Source organism: Halegenticoccus tardaugens, assembly GCF_004116405.1.
Lineage (GTDB): Archaea > Halobacteriota > Halobacteria > Halobacteriales > Haloferacaceae > Halegenticoccus > Halegenticoccus tardaugens.
In genome coordinates, this window is record NZ_SDIC01000003.1 from 566,843 (window position 1) to 581,861 (window position 15,019).

General features: G+C 70.9%; 11 protein-coding genes. 3 read left to right on the forward strand and 8 right to left on the reverse strand.

The annotated features are described in order from the left end of the window. Nucleotides 1-7: 7 nt before the first annotated feature. The 3 genes from C3L37_RS10570 to kdgK1 all read right to left on the reverse strand — a co-directional run bounded on the left by C3L37_RS10570 (nt 8) and on the right by kdgK1 (nt 3,349). Entirely contained in the window at nt 8-856 is an 849-nt protein-coding gene (locus C3L37_RS10570) for a GNAT family N-acetyltransferase (protein ID WP_129114562.1), read from the reverse strand. A gap of 209 nt (nt 857-1,065) precedes the next feature. Continuing rightward, nucleotides 1,066-2,247 (reverse strand): PGF-CTERM sorting domain-containing protein, encoded by a 1,182-nt coding sequence (locus tag C3L37_RS10575; RefSeq protein ID WP_129114563.1) that lies wholly within the window; start codon nt 2,245-2,247, stop codon nt 1,066-1,068. Between the two features lie 148 nt (nt 2,248-2,395). Then, nucleotides 2,396-3,349, reverse strand: coding sequence for a bifunctional 2-dehydro-3-deoxygluconokinase/2-dehydro-3-deoxygalactonokinase (kdgK1, locus tag C3L37_RS10580; RefSeq protein WP_129114564.1), 954 nt, complete (start codon nt 3,347-3,349; stop codon nt 2,396-2,398). Nucleotides 3,350-3,523: 174 nt separating this feature from the next. On the opposite strand from kdgK1, the gene C3L37_RS10585 reads away from it, so the two are divergent. Beyond that, the gene (locus C3L37_RS10585) at nt 3,524-4,525 is read left to right on the forward strand and encodes a CapA family protein (RefSeq protein ID WP_129114565.1); all 1,002 of its coding nucleotides are present in this window, start codon (nt 3,524-3,526) and stop codon (nt 4,523-4,525) included. Nucleotides 4,526-4,533: 8 nt separating this feature from the next. Here C3L37_RS10585 and mutL read toward each other — a convergent pair whose 3' ends face one another. The 5 genes from mutL to C3L37_RS10610 form a co-directional block, all read right to left on the reverse strand. After that, the gene (gene mutL / locus C3L37_RS10590) at nt 4,534-6,846 is read right to left on the reverse strand and encodes a DNA mismatch repair endonuclease MutL (RefSeq protein WP_129114566.1); all 2,313 of its coding nucleotides are present in this window, start codon (nt 6,844-6,846) and stop codon (nt 4,534-4,536) included. After that, nucleotides 6,843-7,247 carry an NUDIX hydrolase gene (locus tag C3L37_RS10595; RefSeq protein WP_129114567.1) on the reverse strand — a complete coding sequence of 135 codons (405 nt, stop codon included), beginning with the start codon at nt 7,245-7,247 and terminating at the stop codon, nt 6,843-6,845. The genes mutL and C3L37_RS10595 overlap by 4 nt, the downstream gene beginning before the upstream one ends. Continuing rightward, nucleotides 7,244-10,030 (reverse strand): DNA mismatch repair protein MutS, encoded by a 2,787-nt coding sequence (gene mutS / locus C3L37_RS10600; RefSeq protein WP_129114568.1) that lies wholly within the window; start codon nt 10,028-10,030, stop codon nt 7,244-7,246. Before mutS ends, C3L37_RS10595 begins: the two co-directional genes overlap by 4 nt. A 103-nt stretch (nt 10,031-10,133) precedes the next feature. Beyond that, nucleotides 10,134-11,531: a bifunctional hydroxymethylpyrimidine kinase/phosphomethylpyrimidine kinase gene (gene thiD, locus C3L37_RS10605; protein WP_129114569.1), complete on the reverse strand. Its 1,398-nt coding sequence runs from the start codon at nt 11,529-11,531 to the stop codon at nt 10,134-10,136. Then, nucleotides 11,531-12,574 carry an AIR synthase family protein gene (locus tag C3L37_RS10610; protein ID WP_129114570.1) on the reverse strand — a complete coding sequence of 348 codons (1,044 nt, stop codon included), beginning with the start codon at nt 12,572-12,574 and terminating at the stop codon, nt 11,531-11,533. The genes thiD and C3L37_RS10610 overlap by 1 nt, the downstream gene beginning before the upstream one ends. Before the next feature lie 84 nt (nt 12,575-12,658). Here C3L37_RS10610 and C3L37_RS10615 point away from each other — a divergent pair, with 84 nt between their 5' ends. Beyond that, the gene (locus tag C3L37_RS10615) at nt 12,659-13,117 is read left to right on the forward strand and encodes a DUF6789 family protein (RefSeq protein ID WP_129114571.1); all 459 of its coding nucleotides are present in this window, start codon (nt 12,659-12,661) and stop codon (nt 13,115-13,117) included. 127 nt (nt 13,118-13,244) lie between these two features. After that, nucleotides 13,245-14,987, forward strand: a complete 1,743-nt coding sequence (locus tag C3L37_RS10620) for a cbb3-type cytochrome c oxidase subunit I (protein ID WP_129114572.1) — start codon at nt 13,245-13,247, stop codon at nt 14,985-14,987. Nucleotides 14,988-15,019 lie beyond the last annotated feature (32 nt).

Here is a 15,019-nt window from a genome sequence, read left to right on the forward strand (position 1 = left end):
GGCTCGATCACAGGTACGACGAGTCCCACTCGTCCGCCCGGTGGCTGTTGCCGCACTCGCCGCACACCATCCGGCCGAGATCGTCCATGTCAACGTCGAGCGACCCGCAGTTGCCGCACAGGTAGCCGTACCGGTCCGTCCGGTCCTCGTCCGCGTACGTCACGAAGAACGGCCCCTGGGTACCCTGCTCCGTCTCCTCGTCGGCGACGTACACCCGCGTTCCGTCCTCCTCCGAGGCCGTCTCCGGCGGTTCGATCGTCCCCTCGCCGGCCGCTTCGTCACCGTCGTCCGCGTCGACTCCCTCGCCCGCGTCCTCTCCGTCGTCCGCGGCCGTCTCGCGCCCTTCCGCGTCCTCGGCCGCCCCTCCGGCGTCCGCCTCGGAGGCTTCGACGTAGACGTGTTCGACGAAGGTGTCCTCGCCGAAGTCGACCTCCCGGTCGTCGATCCGCTCGAAGTCCAGCCGTTCGAAGAACTGGCCGCCGTCGGTGCTCTCGGCGAGGACGCTCGCCTGCACGTGCCTCGCCCCTCGTTCGCGCAGGGCCTCGACGGTCTCCTCGAACAATCGGGTGCCGATCCCCTCGCCCCGGTGTTCGGGGTCCACGAAGAGCCACCTGAGGTCGCCCCGCCCCTCGCCGAGATCGCCCGCCGCGACGCCGACGATCGTCTCCTCCGTCGCGGCGACGAGGAGCACGGCGTCCGTCGCGTTTAGCTTCCGCTCGACGGTCTCGCCGCCGAACTGGTGTTCGACGACGGCGTCGATCTCCTGCGGGCTGAGCGCGTACGACGTCGTCATCGAACTCTCGACGACCTCGCGTATCCGGTCGGCGTCGTTCGGTTCGGGTTCGTGGATTTCCATGGTTCTCTCGGGTTCGCGTCGTGGTTCGGAGAAGGCCGGGCTGCGCGTTCGAGTTCGTTTCGGGCCACGCGGTCGGGATCGACCGGTCGATCCGCCTCGACCCTACCGACGGGCGACGCGGAAATCAGTCTGGTGGCCACCCCGTCTCCTCCCGTCACCCTCGATCCGCTCGGCCGGGGCGTCGAAATCCAGCACCTCGCGGGCGTGTTTCACCGCCGGCGCGCGAGGAGCGCCGCGGTCGCGAGGAGCGCCGCGGCGGCGACGGCGACGCCGAATCCGGGCACCTGCGCGCCGGTCTCCCCGTCCGACTCGCCCTCCGAGCCGGTCCCCTCGTCGGAGTCCGACGACTCGTCGGCGCCCGACGAATCCTCGCTTTCGTCCGCCGCCGAGAGGCCCGCGGTCGCGTTCTGACCGGATCTGAGGACGAGGTTCCCGTCGGAGAGTCCCTCGCCCGCGACGAGGACGTTCACCGTCCCGTTCGCGCCGGTTTCGGTGACGAGATAGCGCGGCTCGTCGCCGTCCGCCGCGCTTTCGAGCGCGCTGTACGAGTCGGTCTCGTCGGCGAGAACGCCGTCGACGCCGACCGCGAGCGAGTCGGCGTCGAGGAGGTCGGACGAGACGGTCGCGAGGAGCATCGTGCCCTCGTCGTCCTCGCGCTCGACGGTCATCTCGACGGATCCCCGCTCCCCGCTCGTCACGTCGACCGTGGTTCCCGGGTCGTAGGCGACGACGTCGTCGACCGTCCCGTTTTCGCGCTGCATCACGTACGTCTCGGCCGCGACTTCCTCCTGTTTTATGAGGCGCTCCTGTTGGGTGTCGGCCGTCCCGCGCTCCTGCTCGTACGAGCGGACGACGAGCCGATCGTCCTTGTCGATGTTCGCGACCACGCTGTCGCCCTCGGCGGAGATCTGCCCGTCGCCGACGACGAACGCGGCCGCTTCGGTGCCGTTTTCTCCGCGAACGACGGCCATCCCGCCCTCGTAGGACGCCTCCGCGTCGTCGCTGGCGTTGAGTTGGACGTACTGGCTGCGCGACTCGGTTCGCACGACGAGCACCCCGCGGTCGTTGTCGTGCGCCTCGATCGTCGCGCCGCTTTTCGTCTCGACCGTCGCGGTCGTCTCCGTCTCCGACGACAGATCCACGCGACTCCCGTCGAGGGGGACGACCGAAGAGAGCGACGGCCCGATGTTGAGTATCCCGCCGTTGCCGGCGTCGCTTCTCGCCTGTACCTTGATCGACGAAAAGAGGCGTTCGTCGCCGACGCTGTAGTTCGTGACCGCGGTCTCGTCGGTGTCGAACGAGACGGTGGATCCGGCGTACGCGGCCGACTCGGCGTCGGACTGCGCGGTCGACAGGGGCGCGAGTCCCGCCGTCACCAGGAGCGCGGTCATCACTACTGCGAGGGCTCTCATTCGCGTTCGACCGTTGGCGTTCTCTGGGGTATGTTTTCTGGCCACGTATCAGTGGAGTGTACACGACCGGACGCGAACCGCCGTTCGCGGGCCGATTCGGCCGGTTTTCCGATCCGACGACCCGACGCTACCGCGCGATCCCGACGGCGTCGGCGTCGAGCACCGCCTCGATCTCGGCGCGCGTGGCGACGACCACGTCGCCGGGGATCGTCCGCTTCAACGCGGCGGTCGCGGCCCCGTATTCGAGCGCCTCGGGGACGCCGTCGCCCGCGAGGCGGCGAGCGAGGAACGCCCCGACGAACGCGTCGCCCGTCCCGACCGGATCGACCGTCTCAGCCTCGAAGATCCCCTGCTCGTGGACGGTACCGTCGTGCAGGGCGAGCGCGCCCTCCTCGCCGCGGGTCACGATCACCGTCTCGAAGCCCCACTCCGCCGCCAGGTCGGCGGCGATCCCCTCGGCATCGCCGTCGAAATTCAGCACCTCGCGGGCGTCCCGGATCGCGACCACGAGCGCGTCGATCGACGGGAACAGCCCCGAAAGCGTCTCTCTGGCCTCCTCGGGCGACCACAGCTTCGACCGATAGTTCACGTCCAGCGCGGTCGTCGTGCCGGCCTCCCTCGCCGCCCCGAGCAGCTCGTCCGTCGTCTCCGCCAGCGTGCCCGAGAGCGCGGGCGTGATGCCGCTGGTGTAGAAGATCTCGGCGTCCCGGATGCGTTCGAGCGGCAGCTCCGCCGTCGTCGCGGTCGTCACCGCGCTGTCCGCCCGGTCGTAGATGACGCGCGTGCCGCGCGGTTCGGTGCCGCGCTCGACGAAGTACACCCCCTGTCTGCCCTCGTCGCTCCAGACGATCTCCGTCTCGACGCCGTTCGCGCGGAGCTCGCCGACGATCTTCCGGCCGAGCGCCGAGTCCGGAAGCTTCGACAGCCACGTCGCGTCCGCGCCGAGCTGGGAGGCCGCGACTGCGACGTTGCTCTCCGCGCCCGCCGGGTAGACGGTGAGTTCGTCGGCCGACTCGAGGCGCTCCATCCCCGGCGGCGACAGGCGGAGCATCGTCTCGCCGAACGTGAGCAGGTCGGTCATCGCTCCCCCCGAATCGTGCGTCGAAGTATCATGTGTAGAGCAAGGCCGAAGCTGGTATAAGTTCTGTTCGTTGTCCGTCCACCGGCGCGGACCGCGATCGCGGGCGACCCGCACCGTCCTCGGTGTCGTCGCGCCGTCCTCCCGTTTTTGCCCGCTCGCGGCGTACTCGCGCGTATGGCCCGCTCGACCCGAATCGGACTCGCCGGGGACGTGATGCTGGGGCGGCAGGTCGACGCCCGCCAGCGGTCGCGCCCCCTCGACGCCGTGTGGGGCGACGTCCTCCCCCGACTGCGGTCGCTCGACGGCCTGCTGATCAACCTCGAGTGCTGCCTCTCCGAGCGCGGGCGGCCGTGGACGCGGACGTACCGGCCGTTTCACTTCCGGGCGACCCCCGACCGGGCGCTCCCCGCGCTGCGGAGCGCCGGCGTCGACTGCTGCAGCCTCGCCAACAACCACACGCTCGACTACGGGGAACCGGCGCTCCTCGACACGCTCGACGCGCTGGACGGGGCCGGGATCGCCCGCTCGGGGGCCGGACGAACGGTCGCGGAGGCGCGCGAGCCGGCCCGTTTTTCGGTCGACGGACTCGACGTGGCTGTCGTCTCGTTCACCGACAACACCCCCGAGTACGCCGCGACGCCGGACTCGCCGGGGACCGCCCACGTCCGGTTCGATCCGGCGTCGTCCGGATCGCGCCGCGTCGTCGACGACGCGCTGTCCGCCGCCCGCGCCCGCGATCCCGACCTCCTCGTCGCCTCGCTGCACTGGGGACCGAACATGGTTACCGAACCGCCGCCCGCCTTCCGGACGTTCGGCCGCCGACTCGTCGACCGGGGCGTCGACGTCGTCCACGGACACAGCGCCCACGTCTTCCAGGGGGTCGAGGTGCGCGACGGCAAACCGATCCTCTACGACGCCGGGGACTTCGTCGACGACTACGTGGTCGACCCCGACCTACGAAACGACCTGAGCTTCCTCTTCGAGGTCGCCGTCGACGGCGACGGCGCCCCGACCGACCTCCGGCTCTCGCCGGTCGAGATCCGCGACTGCGCGGTCCACGAGGCGACGCCGGCGGCGGCCCGGTGGTGCCGCGACCGGATGCGCGAGCTGTCGGCTCCGTTCGGCACGTCGTTCGAGCGGGAGGAGGGCGGGTTGCGGATCGTCCTCGACGACTGATTCCGGGATCAGTCCTCGCGACGGCGACCGGCGTGGCCGGGGTAGTCGCGCTCGAACCGATCTTCGATCTCGTCGTCGCCGATCTCGATGATCACCGGCCGGCCGTGGGGGCAGGCGTAGGGGTTCTCGCAGGCGTCGAGCGCTTCGAGCAGGTCGACCACCGATCCCTCCGTCAGGGAGGTGTTCCCCGTGATCGACGGGTAGCACGCCAGATCGGCGAGCAGCGAGTCCGCCACTGCGTCGACGGTTCGCCGCGCACCGTCGCGCTCCTCGGCGACGAAGGCCGACAGCGCGTCGCGCACGATCCCCGGATCGAGCGCGGCGTCGAACACCGCCGGGACGGTCCGAACCTCGACGGTCCGCTCGTCGACCCGGCCGGCGTGGAACCCGACCCGCGCCAGCGCCTCCGCGTACTCCTCGAACAGCGCCGCCTCGCGGGCTGTCAGTTCGAGTTCGACCGGCTCGGCCAGCGCCTGGGTCGGCGTGTCCCCCGCGACCTCCCGGCGGAGGCGCTCGTAGTTCACCCGCTCGTCCGCGGCGTGCTGGTCGACGAGCACCATCCCGTCGGCCGTCTCCGCGACGAGGTAGGTGTCGCGTAGCTGTCCGAGCACCCGCATCGGCGGCAGCGAGTCGAACTCCCGCTCGCCCGTCGCCTCTTCGCCGTCGAGCGTCCGCTGCGTGGTCGGCCCGATCGCGCCGAATCTCGCGGACGGCCCGCCCTGCGACACCTCCGCGTCTCTCGTCCCTCCCTCGTCGGTCCCGACCGTCGACGCGTCGACGGTCGACGGGTCGAGCGTCCCCGACGATTCGCCCCGTTTCGCTCTCCCTTCGTCTTCGACCGACGACTGCCACGGCCGCGGCGAGGGTCTGTCGCCCTCGGCGGTCGCGCCGGGGCCGGCGGGTGCCCCCGACTCGGCCGGCCCGTCCGACTCGGCGGTCGCGTCCGGCTCGACCGGCGCGTCGCTTTCGACGTCCGTCTCCCCCGCCGGTTGCGGATCCGCCTCCGGAACCGAGTCCGCCCGCGTCGAATCGGCCGTCTCGCGCCCGTCGCCTCCCCGCGTCGTTTCGCCTCGGTCTCCGCTCGGCCGAACCCGGCTCGGCGTCCGGTCGGTGCGACTCCGGTTCGCCTCGACGCCGCTCGCGCGCTCGTGGGCGGTCCCGGCTCCGCCGACGACCTCGCCGTCCGCTCCCTCCGGCTTTACGTCGGTCTCGCCGGGCGCTGAGCGGCCGCGCGGCGCGCCCGACCGGATCAACCCGTGATCCAGCAGGGCCTCCCGCACCGCGGTCTCGACGGCGCGCTTCGCGGCCGACTCGTCGTCGAAGCGGATCTCCATCTTCCGCGGGTGGACGTTCACGTCGACCGACTCCGGCGGCACGTCGACGAACAGCACCGCGAAGGGGAAGCGGTCGGGCGCGAGTTGCCCCCCGTAGGCGTCGAGCACCGCCTCGCGCAGCGTCGCGGCCGTCACGTACCGCCCGTTGACGAACGTCGAGAGGTACTCCCGGCCGCTCCGAGTCGTCTCCGGGTGGCTCACGAGCCCGCTCACCGATTCGACGGGGGCGTCCCCACGGACGCGGGTCTCGACCGGCACCATCGCCTCCGCGACCTCCCGGCCGTAGACGGACAGGACGGCCGATTCGAGGTCGCCGCTCCCCTCGGTGGCGAACACCTCGCGGCCGTCGTGCGACAGCGAGACGGCCGCATCCGGGTTGGCGAGCGCGTACTGCGAGACGACGGTGTTGACGTGGTCGAACTCCGTCGCGTCCGTCTTCAGGAACTTCCGACGCGCGGGCGTGTTGAAAAACAGATCCCGGACGTCGACCGTCGTCCCCGCCGGGCAGCCCGCCGGCCGGACCTCGCCGACGTCGCCGCCCTCGACGACGAGTTCGGCCCCGGCCGTCGCCTCGCCCCGGGGCTTGCTCCGGATCGTCGTCCGCGAGACGGCGCTGATCGTCGACAGCGCCTCCCCGCGAAATCCGAGGGTGCCGATCCCGGCTTCGAGGTCCCCGACGTCCGCGATCTTGCTCGTGGTGTGCTCCTCGACGGCACGCGCCAACTCCGAGGCGGCCATCCCGACGCCGTCGTCGCGGACGCGGACGCCCTCCTTGCCGCCGCGCTCGACCGACACCGACACCCGCGAGGCGTCGGCGTCGAGGCTGTTCTCGACGAGTTCCTTCACCACGGAGGCCGGCCGCTCGACCACCTCGCCCGCCGCGATCCGCTGGACGGTCGCCTCGTCGAGCGCGCGGATTTTCGGACCGTCGGCGCTCTGCGGCTCGTCTCCTATCTCGTCGGCGCTCGCCGGTTCGTCCTCTCTCATCCTTCCACCTCCAGCGCCCGCCTGAGTGCGGCCCGCTGCGTCCGCACCGACAGGTGCTCTTCGAGCGCCGTCTCGGGGTCGGCCCACGTCCAGTCGGTGTGCTCGTCGCTCAGGGTCACGCCCCGAACCTCGCTCGAACACCGGTAGACGACGGCGAATCGACCCCTGTCGCGGTCGTTCACCCACGCGCAGGTGTACACCGGTCGTCCGACCTCCACGTCGAGACCGGTCTCCTCGCGGATCTCGCGCAACAACCCCTCCTCGACGGTCTCGTCGCACCCGATCCGCCCGCCGGGGAACTCCCACGTCTCCTCGCCGTCTCGGAGCAACAGGACGTCGCCCCGCGGACCGAACAGCGCCGCCTTCTGCGTGACGGTCGCCCGGAGCGGTTCGTCGGTCATCCGTCGCCCTCCGATCGGAGCTCGGACTGCCACTCCTGCACCCGCGCCATCAGCTCCACCGGCGGCACTTCGTTCACGTCCGTCCCCGCGAGCGCGGCGAGCACGTCCGCCGCGCCCTCGCCGTACCGATCCGCGATGGCGTCCGAGGACTTCGTCGTCCCGCTCGATGCCGCCGCCCTGTCCGATTCCGTCGACCGATCCGCCGCCGTCGGGTTCGACGCCGTCGTCCGAGTCGCCCCCGACGTCGCGCCCGACCTCGACTCCGATGCCGGATCGCTCGTTCCGTTCGCCGCCGCGCCGCCGTCGCCGGACGCGAACCCCCCGCTTCCGAGGTCGAACACCGCCTGCACCGGCTCGCCTCGCTCGCCACCTTTCGCCTCGATCGCCTTCTCCGAGCGAAGCTTCTCCAGTACGTCCCCCGCGCGGTCGACCACCGGCGTCGGGACGCCCGCGAGGTCGGCGACGTGGATCCCGTAGCTCCGGTCCGTCGGCCCGTCGCGAACCGTCCGGAGGAAGGTGACGTCGCCGTCGCGCTCGTCCGCGGCCACGTGGACGTTCCGCACACGGTCGAGGTGGTCCGCGAGCGTCGTCAGCTCGTGGTAGTGCGTCGCGAAGAGCGTCTTCGCTCGTATCTCGTTGTGGAGGTACTCCGTCGCCGCCCACGCGATCGAGATCCCGTCGTACGTCGAGGTGCCGCGGCCGACCTCGTCGAGGATCACGAGCGACTCCGCCGTCGCCGAGTGGAGGATGTTCGAAAGCTCCTGCATCTCGACCATGAACGTCGAGCGCCCCTGCGCGAGTTCGTCGAGCGCGCCGACGCGGGTGTAGATCCCGTCCACGAGCCCCACCGTCGCCGACCGCGCGGGCACGAAGCTGCCGATCTGCGCGAGCAGCGCGATGAGCGCCGCCTGCCGCATGTACGTCGACTTGCCGCTCATGTTCGGGCCGGTGACGATGAGGAACGCCTCCTCGTCGTCCATGTCGAGGTCGTTCGGGACGAACTCCGTCGTCCGCTCGACGACCGGGTGACGACCCGCCTCGACGCGCAGCGGTCCGGGATCCGTCAGCTCCGGGCGGACCCACGCGTTGCCGGCGGCGTGGGCGGCGAGCGAGGCGAGCGCGTCGACCTCCGCGAGCGCCCGACCGACGTCCTGCAGGAGGGCGGCGCGCTCCGCCACCCGCTCGCGCAGGTCGCAAAAGAGGTCGTACTCGAGGTCGCCGCGGGCCTCTTCGAGCCGCAGCACCTCCCGCTCGCGCTCCTCCAGTTCGTCCGTGACGAACCGCTTCGAGTTCTTCAGCGTCTTGATCTCGCGGAACGACTCCGGCACGCCGTCGGCCTGCGACCGCCCGACCTGGATGTAGAAGCCGTCGGTCTTGTTCCGGTCGACGGTCACGTGGTGGATGCCGTACCGCGACTTCACGCGCTCTTCGAGCGTGTCCAGCCACCGCTTCGCCTCCTCGTGACGCCCGACGAGGTCGTCGAGTTCGTCGTCGTAGCCGCGCTTGAACAGTCCGCCCTGCGTCACCGTCTTCGGCGGCTCCTCCGCCAGCGCGTCCGCCAGTTCGTCGCGGAGCCCCGTCGCGGCCTCGCGGTCGGGACGGGCGACCACCGCCCCGAGCGGCGAGTCGGCGAGTTCCGTCCCCTCGATCGCCTCCGCGAGCGCCGGCAGGATCGAGAGCGTGTCCCGGATCGAGAGCAGGTCGTGCGCGCCCGCGCTGCCGCTCGCCGCCTTGCTCGCCAGCCGTTCGAGGTCGTACCCGCCGTCGAGCGTGTCGCGGACGCGCTCGCGAGAGAGCGCCGCCGAGGCCAGCGCCTCCACGCAGTCCTGCCGGCGCTCGATCTCAGCCAGGTCGCGGGTGGGCCGGGTCAGCCACTCGCGGAGCAACCGCCCGCCGGGGTTCGTGGCCGTGTGGTCCAGCGCGTCGAGCAGCGACCCCTCGCGGCGACCCTGCATCGTCTCCGTGAGCTCGAGGTTGCGCTGCGTCGTCGCGTCGAGTTCGACGTGGTCGCTCGGCCGGTACGCCTGCAGGCGCGTCATCGACCGGGCGACGCCGGCACCCGTCCGCTCGACGTACGACAGCGCCGCCCCGGCCGCCCGCACCGCGGGCTCGGCGTCGAGGCCGACGCTCTCGAGCGTCTCGCTCCCGAACTGCTCGGTCACGGCGTGTCGCGCCCGGCCGGGGGCGAAGCTCTCGGCGTCGTGGATCGTGAGCGTCGCGTCGGTCCCCTCGCGGAGCCGCGAGAGGAACCCGTCGTCGCCGCGGAGGTCCGGTCCCGGCAGGACCTCGACCGGGTCGAACCGGTACAGCTCCGCGTGCGCGTCGGTCTCGCTCTCCGTCGCCGTGACGAGGAACCGCCCGGTCGTGACGTCGACGAACGCGAGGCCGTAGCCGCCGCCGCGCCCCCCGACGACGGTCGCGAGGTACTGCGCCTCCGCGTCGGTCGTCTCCAGGAGGGTGCCCGGCGTGACGACGCGGGTGACCGACCGGGCGAGGTCCCCGCCCTCGGTCTCGTACTGGTCCGCGACGGCGACGCGGTACCCGCGCTCGACGAGCGCCTTGAGGTACGGCGTGAGGTCGTTCACGGGGACGCCGGCCATCGGGTACGACGACCCGTGCGACGACTTCTGGGAGACCTTGAGGTCGAGTTCTTCGCCGACCGTCTCGGCGTCGTCGGCGAAGAACTCGTAGAAGTCGCCGCACTGCATCGCCAGGAGGTCCGCCTCCGTCTCCGACTTGAGGGCGAGAAACTGCCCGACGATTCCCCGTTCCTGCGCGCTCATACCTCACTTCCGGTCGTGGCCGGGTAAAACACTGTGGGTTCGGCGCGTCGAGAACCGCCGGACCCGACGCCCATCACCCGTTTTCCGGGGCCGTATTCCCCGCTCATCGTCCCTCGCCTTCAACGGCGTCGAGCAGCGCGAGCGTCCGGTCCGCGAGCGCGTCGGCGTCCGGCGCGAGGAGCGTCACGATCGCCTCCTTGCCGACCCCGCCGCGGTCGACCACCGCGACGGGCGTCGGGCCGGCGGGTACGTCTTCGGCTTCCTCGGCGACCCCCTCGAACGCCCGCCGCGCGCCCCACCGCACCGTGTCCCCCTCCCGCTCCTTCACGTCCGTCGGCTCCTCGCTCCGATCGAACTCTCCGACGGGCCCCGACAGCGCAGACAGCGCCGCCTCCACGTCGTCGTCGAACCGGCAGTTCACGGCGAAGCGGAGCGACGGGTCGAACTCCCGGCAGGCGAGGAGGAAGCGGGCGACGTGGCCCGACGCGCCAAGTCGGACGCCGCGGTTCGGCCTCGCACCCGAGAGCGTTCGCGCGATCCGTCCCTCGACGGCGGCGGTTTCCGACACCGTCTCGGCGTAGGGAGTCGCGCCGACGACGTTCATCCCCACCTCCGGGACGAGCGCGCTCGCGTCGCGGTCGACGAGCCGGCGGACGACGCCCTCGACCGCCTCGATCGTCTGGTGGCGGTCGGCCTCCTCGCGCAGCGCGACGAGGTGGTGGACCGCACCCGGACCCTCGCCGACGTCGAGCGAGTAGCGCACCGCCCGCTCCATGAACCCGACGCCGGCGGCGACGGCCGAGTCGAGCGACTCGCCGCGGGCCAGTCGCGCGGCGACCGCGCTCGCGAGCGTGCACCCCGAGCCGTGGTTCGCGTCGGTGTCGATCCGGGGATGTTCGAACCGCTCCGCCCCCGCCGCCGACACGAGCGTGTCGACGACGACGTCGCCGTCGACGTGTCCGCCCTTCACGAGCGCCGCGTCGACGCCCGTCTCCAGCAGCGCCTCGCCCGCCTCCCGGGCCGACTCGGCGTCGACCACGTCGATCCCCGTCAGCGCCGCCGCCTCGTCCGCGTTCGGCGTCGCGAGCGTCGCCGCCGCGAGCAACCCCCCGTAGGCCGCTTCGGCCGCTTCGTCGAGCAGGCGGTCGCCCGTCGCCGCCACCATCACCGGATCGACGACGATCGGGCCGTCGAAATCCGACAGGAGGTCGGTCACGGCCCCGATCACCTCGCTCGTGGCGAGCATGCCCGTCTTGACCGCGCCGATCTCGAAGTCGTCGGCGACCGCCTCGTACTGCGCGCGGATCTCCTCGACGGGGAGGACGAACGACGAGCGGACGCCCCGCGTGTTCTGCGCCGTCGTCGCCGTGACGACGGAGGTGCCGAAGACGCCGTGTGCCTCCATCGTCTTCAGGTCGGCCTGGATCCCCGCCCCGCCGCCGGAGTCGCTGCCGGCGACCGTCAGCGCGATCGGGGGCGAGACGGGGGCGGGTCGGCGCATCACGCACCCCCCGACTCGTTCGCGGACTGTACCTTTCCCATGTACTCCTCGAACGCGCCCCAGAACGGATCGACCTCGGGGTGGTCGACCGGCTCGCCGTCGACGCGGAGGCCGGATCCCTCGCGGATCTCGCCGACCGCGGCCGCCGGGATCCCCTCGCCTTCGAGCGCCGAGAGCACCGCGTCGACGCCGTCGGGGTCGACCGCGACGAGGAGCGTCCCCTCGCTGATCGACTTCCACGGGTCGATCCCGAAGAAGTCGCACGCCTCCCGCACGCCCGGCAGCACGGGGAACGCCTCTCGGCTCACGTCGACGCCGACGCCGGCGGCGCGGGCCATCTCGTAGAGGCCGCCGTAGACGCCGCACTCGGTGGCGTCGTGCATGGCCGTCACCGGACCCGCCGCGGCGGCCACGAGCGCGTCGCGGACGGGGCTCATGTCGTAGAAGCGCTCCGTCGCGGCGTCGACCGCCTCGCCGTCCAGCTCCTCCCGCAGCATCGACTCGAACTGGATCGACATGAGGCCGGTCGCCTCGACGGCCGGCCCCTTCGTGACGACCACGGCGTCGCCCGGGCGCGCCCCGTCGGGCCGGACGAGGTCCGCGGGATCGCCGACGGCGACGCTCGTCGCCCCGCCGACCATCGGGTAGTTACAGCCCGCGTAGCGCGCCGTGTGGCCGGTGACGATCGCCACGTCCAGCTTCCGCGCCTCGCGGTCGAACGTCTCCAGCACCGTCCGGATCTCCCCGTCCGCGATCTCCGGCGGGAGGTTGAAGTCGACGCTCAGGTGCGTCGGCGGGAGTCCCGAGACGGCGACGTCGCTCACGAGGATGTGAAAGGCGAACCACGCCGCCCGCTCGAAGCCCAGCGAGGGCATGACGAAGACGGGATCGGTCGCCATCGCGACGGCCCGACCGCCGACCGCCATCACGCCGAAGTCGACGCCGTGGCGCGGGCCGAGCGTCACGTCGTCCCGCTCGGCTCCGAGGTGGGGGTAGACGTGCTCGTCGAAGAACGCACGGTCGATCTTCCCGAGGGATTCCATACCGGGTGGTATAAGAGTGTGATACTTAGCGGTAGTGGTCCCCGAGGCGGGCATTTTTATCGGGGGGCTCCGTGACCTGTACGTATGAACCGACCACTCAGCGCCATCGCCGGCGGCGTCGCCGGCATCTCGGTCATGTCAGTCTTGCTGTTGCTTCTGGAGGTGGAAACCCGCGAAGCCATCGGCCTGTTCGAGGCGGTCGCGCGGTTCGTCGGCATGCCGGGGAACCAGTTCCTCGGCGTGATCATCTTCCTCGTCGCGGGGGCGGTCGCGTGGCCGCTTCTCTTCCTCGCGCTGGAGGATTACCTCCCGGGTGGTCCGGACCCCGCGACCCGCGGGATGGCGTTCGCGTCCGTCCTCTGGATCGCGTTCGTCATCGCGGGCCGCGGCGACATCGGGGGCCCGTTGTTCGTCGTCTACGCCGGGCTCACGCTGGTCGCCCACCTCGCCTACGGCTTCACGCTCGGCGCGGTGTACGCGCGGCTGTCGTCCGAGAGCGACTTCAGAAACGACCGGGCCGAACCGGCGGAAGCGCACCGGTAGGTTCGCAGCGATCGATCGTTACGGTTCGGGAATCGGTACAATCCGGTCGAAGAGGGTAGTTATTTCCCCCTCCGATCCCTAGCCCGCGCATGGTCCTCGGGACTCCCGAACGCAGGACGTGGTTCCCGTGGTAACGCTTCTCTCCGGGCTCCTCGTCGTCACGGCGTTGCTTTGCGTCCTCGCGGCCGTCGCGATCCACCGCGGCGGCGCGGCCGACGACGTCGCCTCCGACGGCGGCTACCTCCCTGGATCGATCTTCGAGACCGAAAAACCCGCCGGCGTCTTCCGCTGGCTCACCACCGTCGACCACAAGGACATCGGCGTCCTCTACATCATCCTCGGGATCGTCGCCGGGCTGTGGGGCGCGACCGACGGGATGATGATCCGGGCGGAGCTGTTCACGCCCGCGACGGACATCTGGGACGCCGAAACGTACAACGCCGTGTTCACCACGCACGGACTCATCATGCTGTTCTTCCTCGTGACGCCGGTGTTCACGGGGCTCGCGAACTACTTCGTGCCGATCCTCGTCGGCGCGGACGACATGGCCTTCCCCCGCATCAACGCCATCGCCTTCTGGCTCCTCCCACCGTCGCTTCTCCTCGTCCGGGGCGGGCTCATCACCGAGGTCGTCGGGAAGGTGCTCGCCGCCGTCGGCCTCCAGCTGGACGTCCTGTTCGCCCTCCAGCCGCCGGGCATCGGCTGGACGATGTACACGCCGCTGTCGACGCAGATGGTGAACCCCCAGATCGATCTCCTGTTGCTCGGGTTACACCTGAGCGGGCTGGCGACGCTGATGGCCGCGATCAACATCATCGTGACCGTCTTCACGGAGCGCAGCGAGGAGGTCACCTGGGCCAACCTCGACATCTTCACGTGGACGATGCTCACGACGAGCGGCCTCATCGTGTTCGCGTTCCCGGTGCTCGGCAGCGCGCTGCTCATGCTGCTCCTGGACCGGAATTTCGGAACGACGTTCTTCGCGGTCGAGGGCGGCTCGCCCATCCTCTGGCAGCACCTGTTCTGGTTCTTTGGCCACCCCGAAGTCTACATCCTCGTCCTCCCGGCGTTCGGCCTGATCAGCCTGATCCTGCCGAAGTTCGCGGGACGACGGCTGTTCGGCTTCAAGTTCGTGGTGTACTCGACGCTGGCGATCGGGGTGCTCTCGTTCGGCGTCTGGGCCCACCACATGTTCGCCACCGGCATCGATCCCCGCCTCCGCGCCAGCTTCATGGCGATCTCGATCGCGATCGCCATCCCGAGCGCCGTCAAGACCTTCAACTGGATGGCCACCCTCTGGGGCGGTCGAATCCGCCTGACAGCGCCGTTTTTGTTCTGCGTGGGCGGGATCGGGCTGTTCATCGTCGGGGGCGTGACGGGGATCTTTCTGGCGTCGATCCCGGTCGACCTCGTGCTCCACGACACCTACTACGTGGTGGGTCACTTCCACTTCATCGTCGTCGGCATCATCGCCTTCGCGATGTTCGCCGCCAACTACTACTGGTTCCCGCTGCTCACCGGCCGGATGTACGACCAGACGCTCGCGCGCGTCCACGCCTACCTGAGCATCGTCGGCGTGTTCGTGACGTTCGCGCCGCAGCTCCTCCTCGGACAGCTCGGCCTCCCGCGCCGGTACGCGTCGTACCCGGGGGGGTTCGAGTTCCTCACCCTCCAGCAGATCTCGTCCGTCGGCGCGCTGATCCTCGCCGTCGGCATCATCGTCTGGCTCGTGAACATGCTCCAGTCGTACCGCCTCGGTCACATCGTCACCGGGGCCGACGTCTGGAACCTGAAAGAGTCGGGGCAGTTCACCCGCGAGTGGCAGTGGTTCGAAAAGCGGCTCGAAGAGCGGACGCGGATGCGGCGGTGAGTGCGTTCAAACGCCCTCGACGAGCCGTTTCA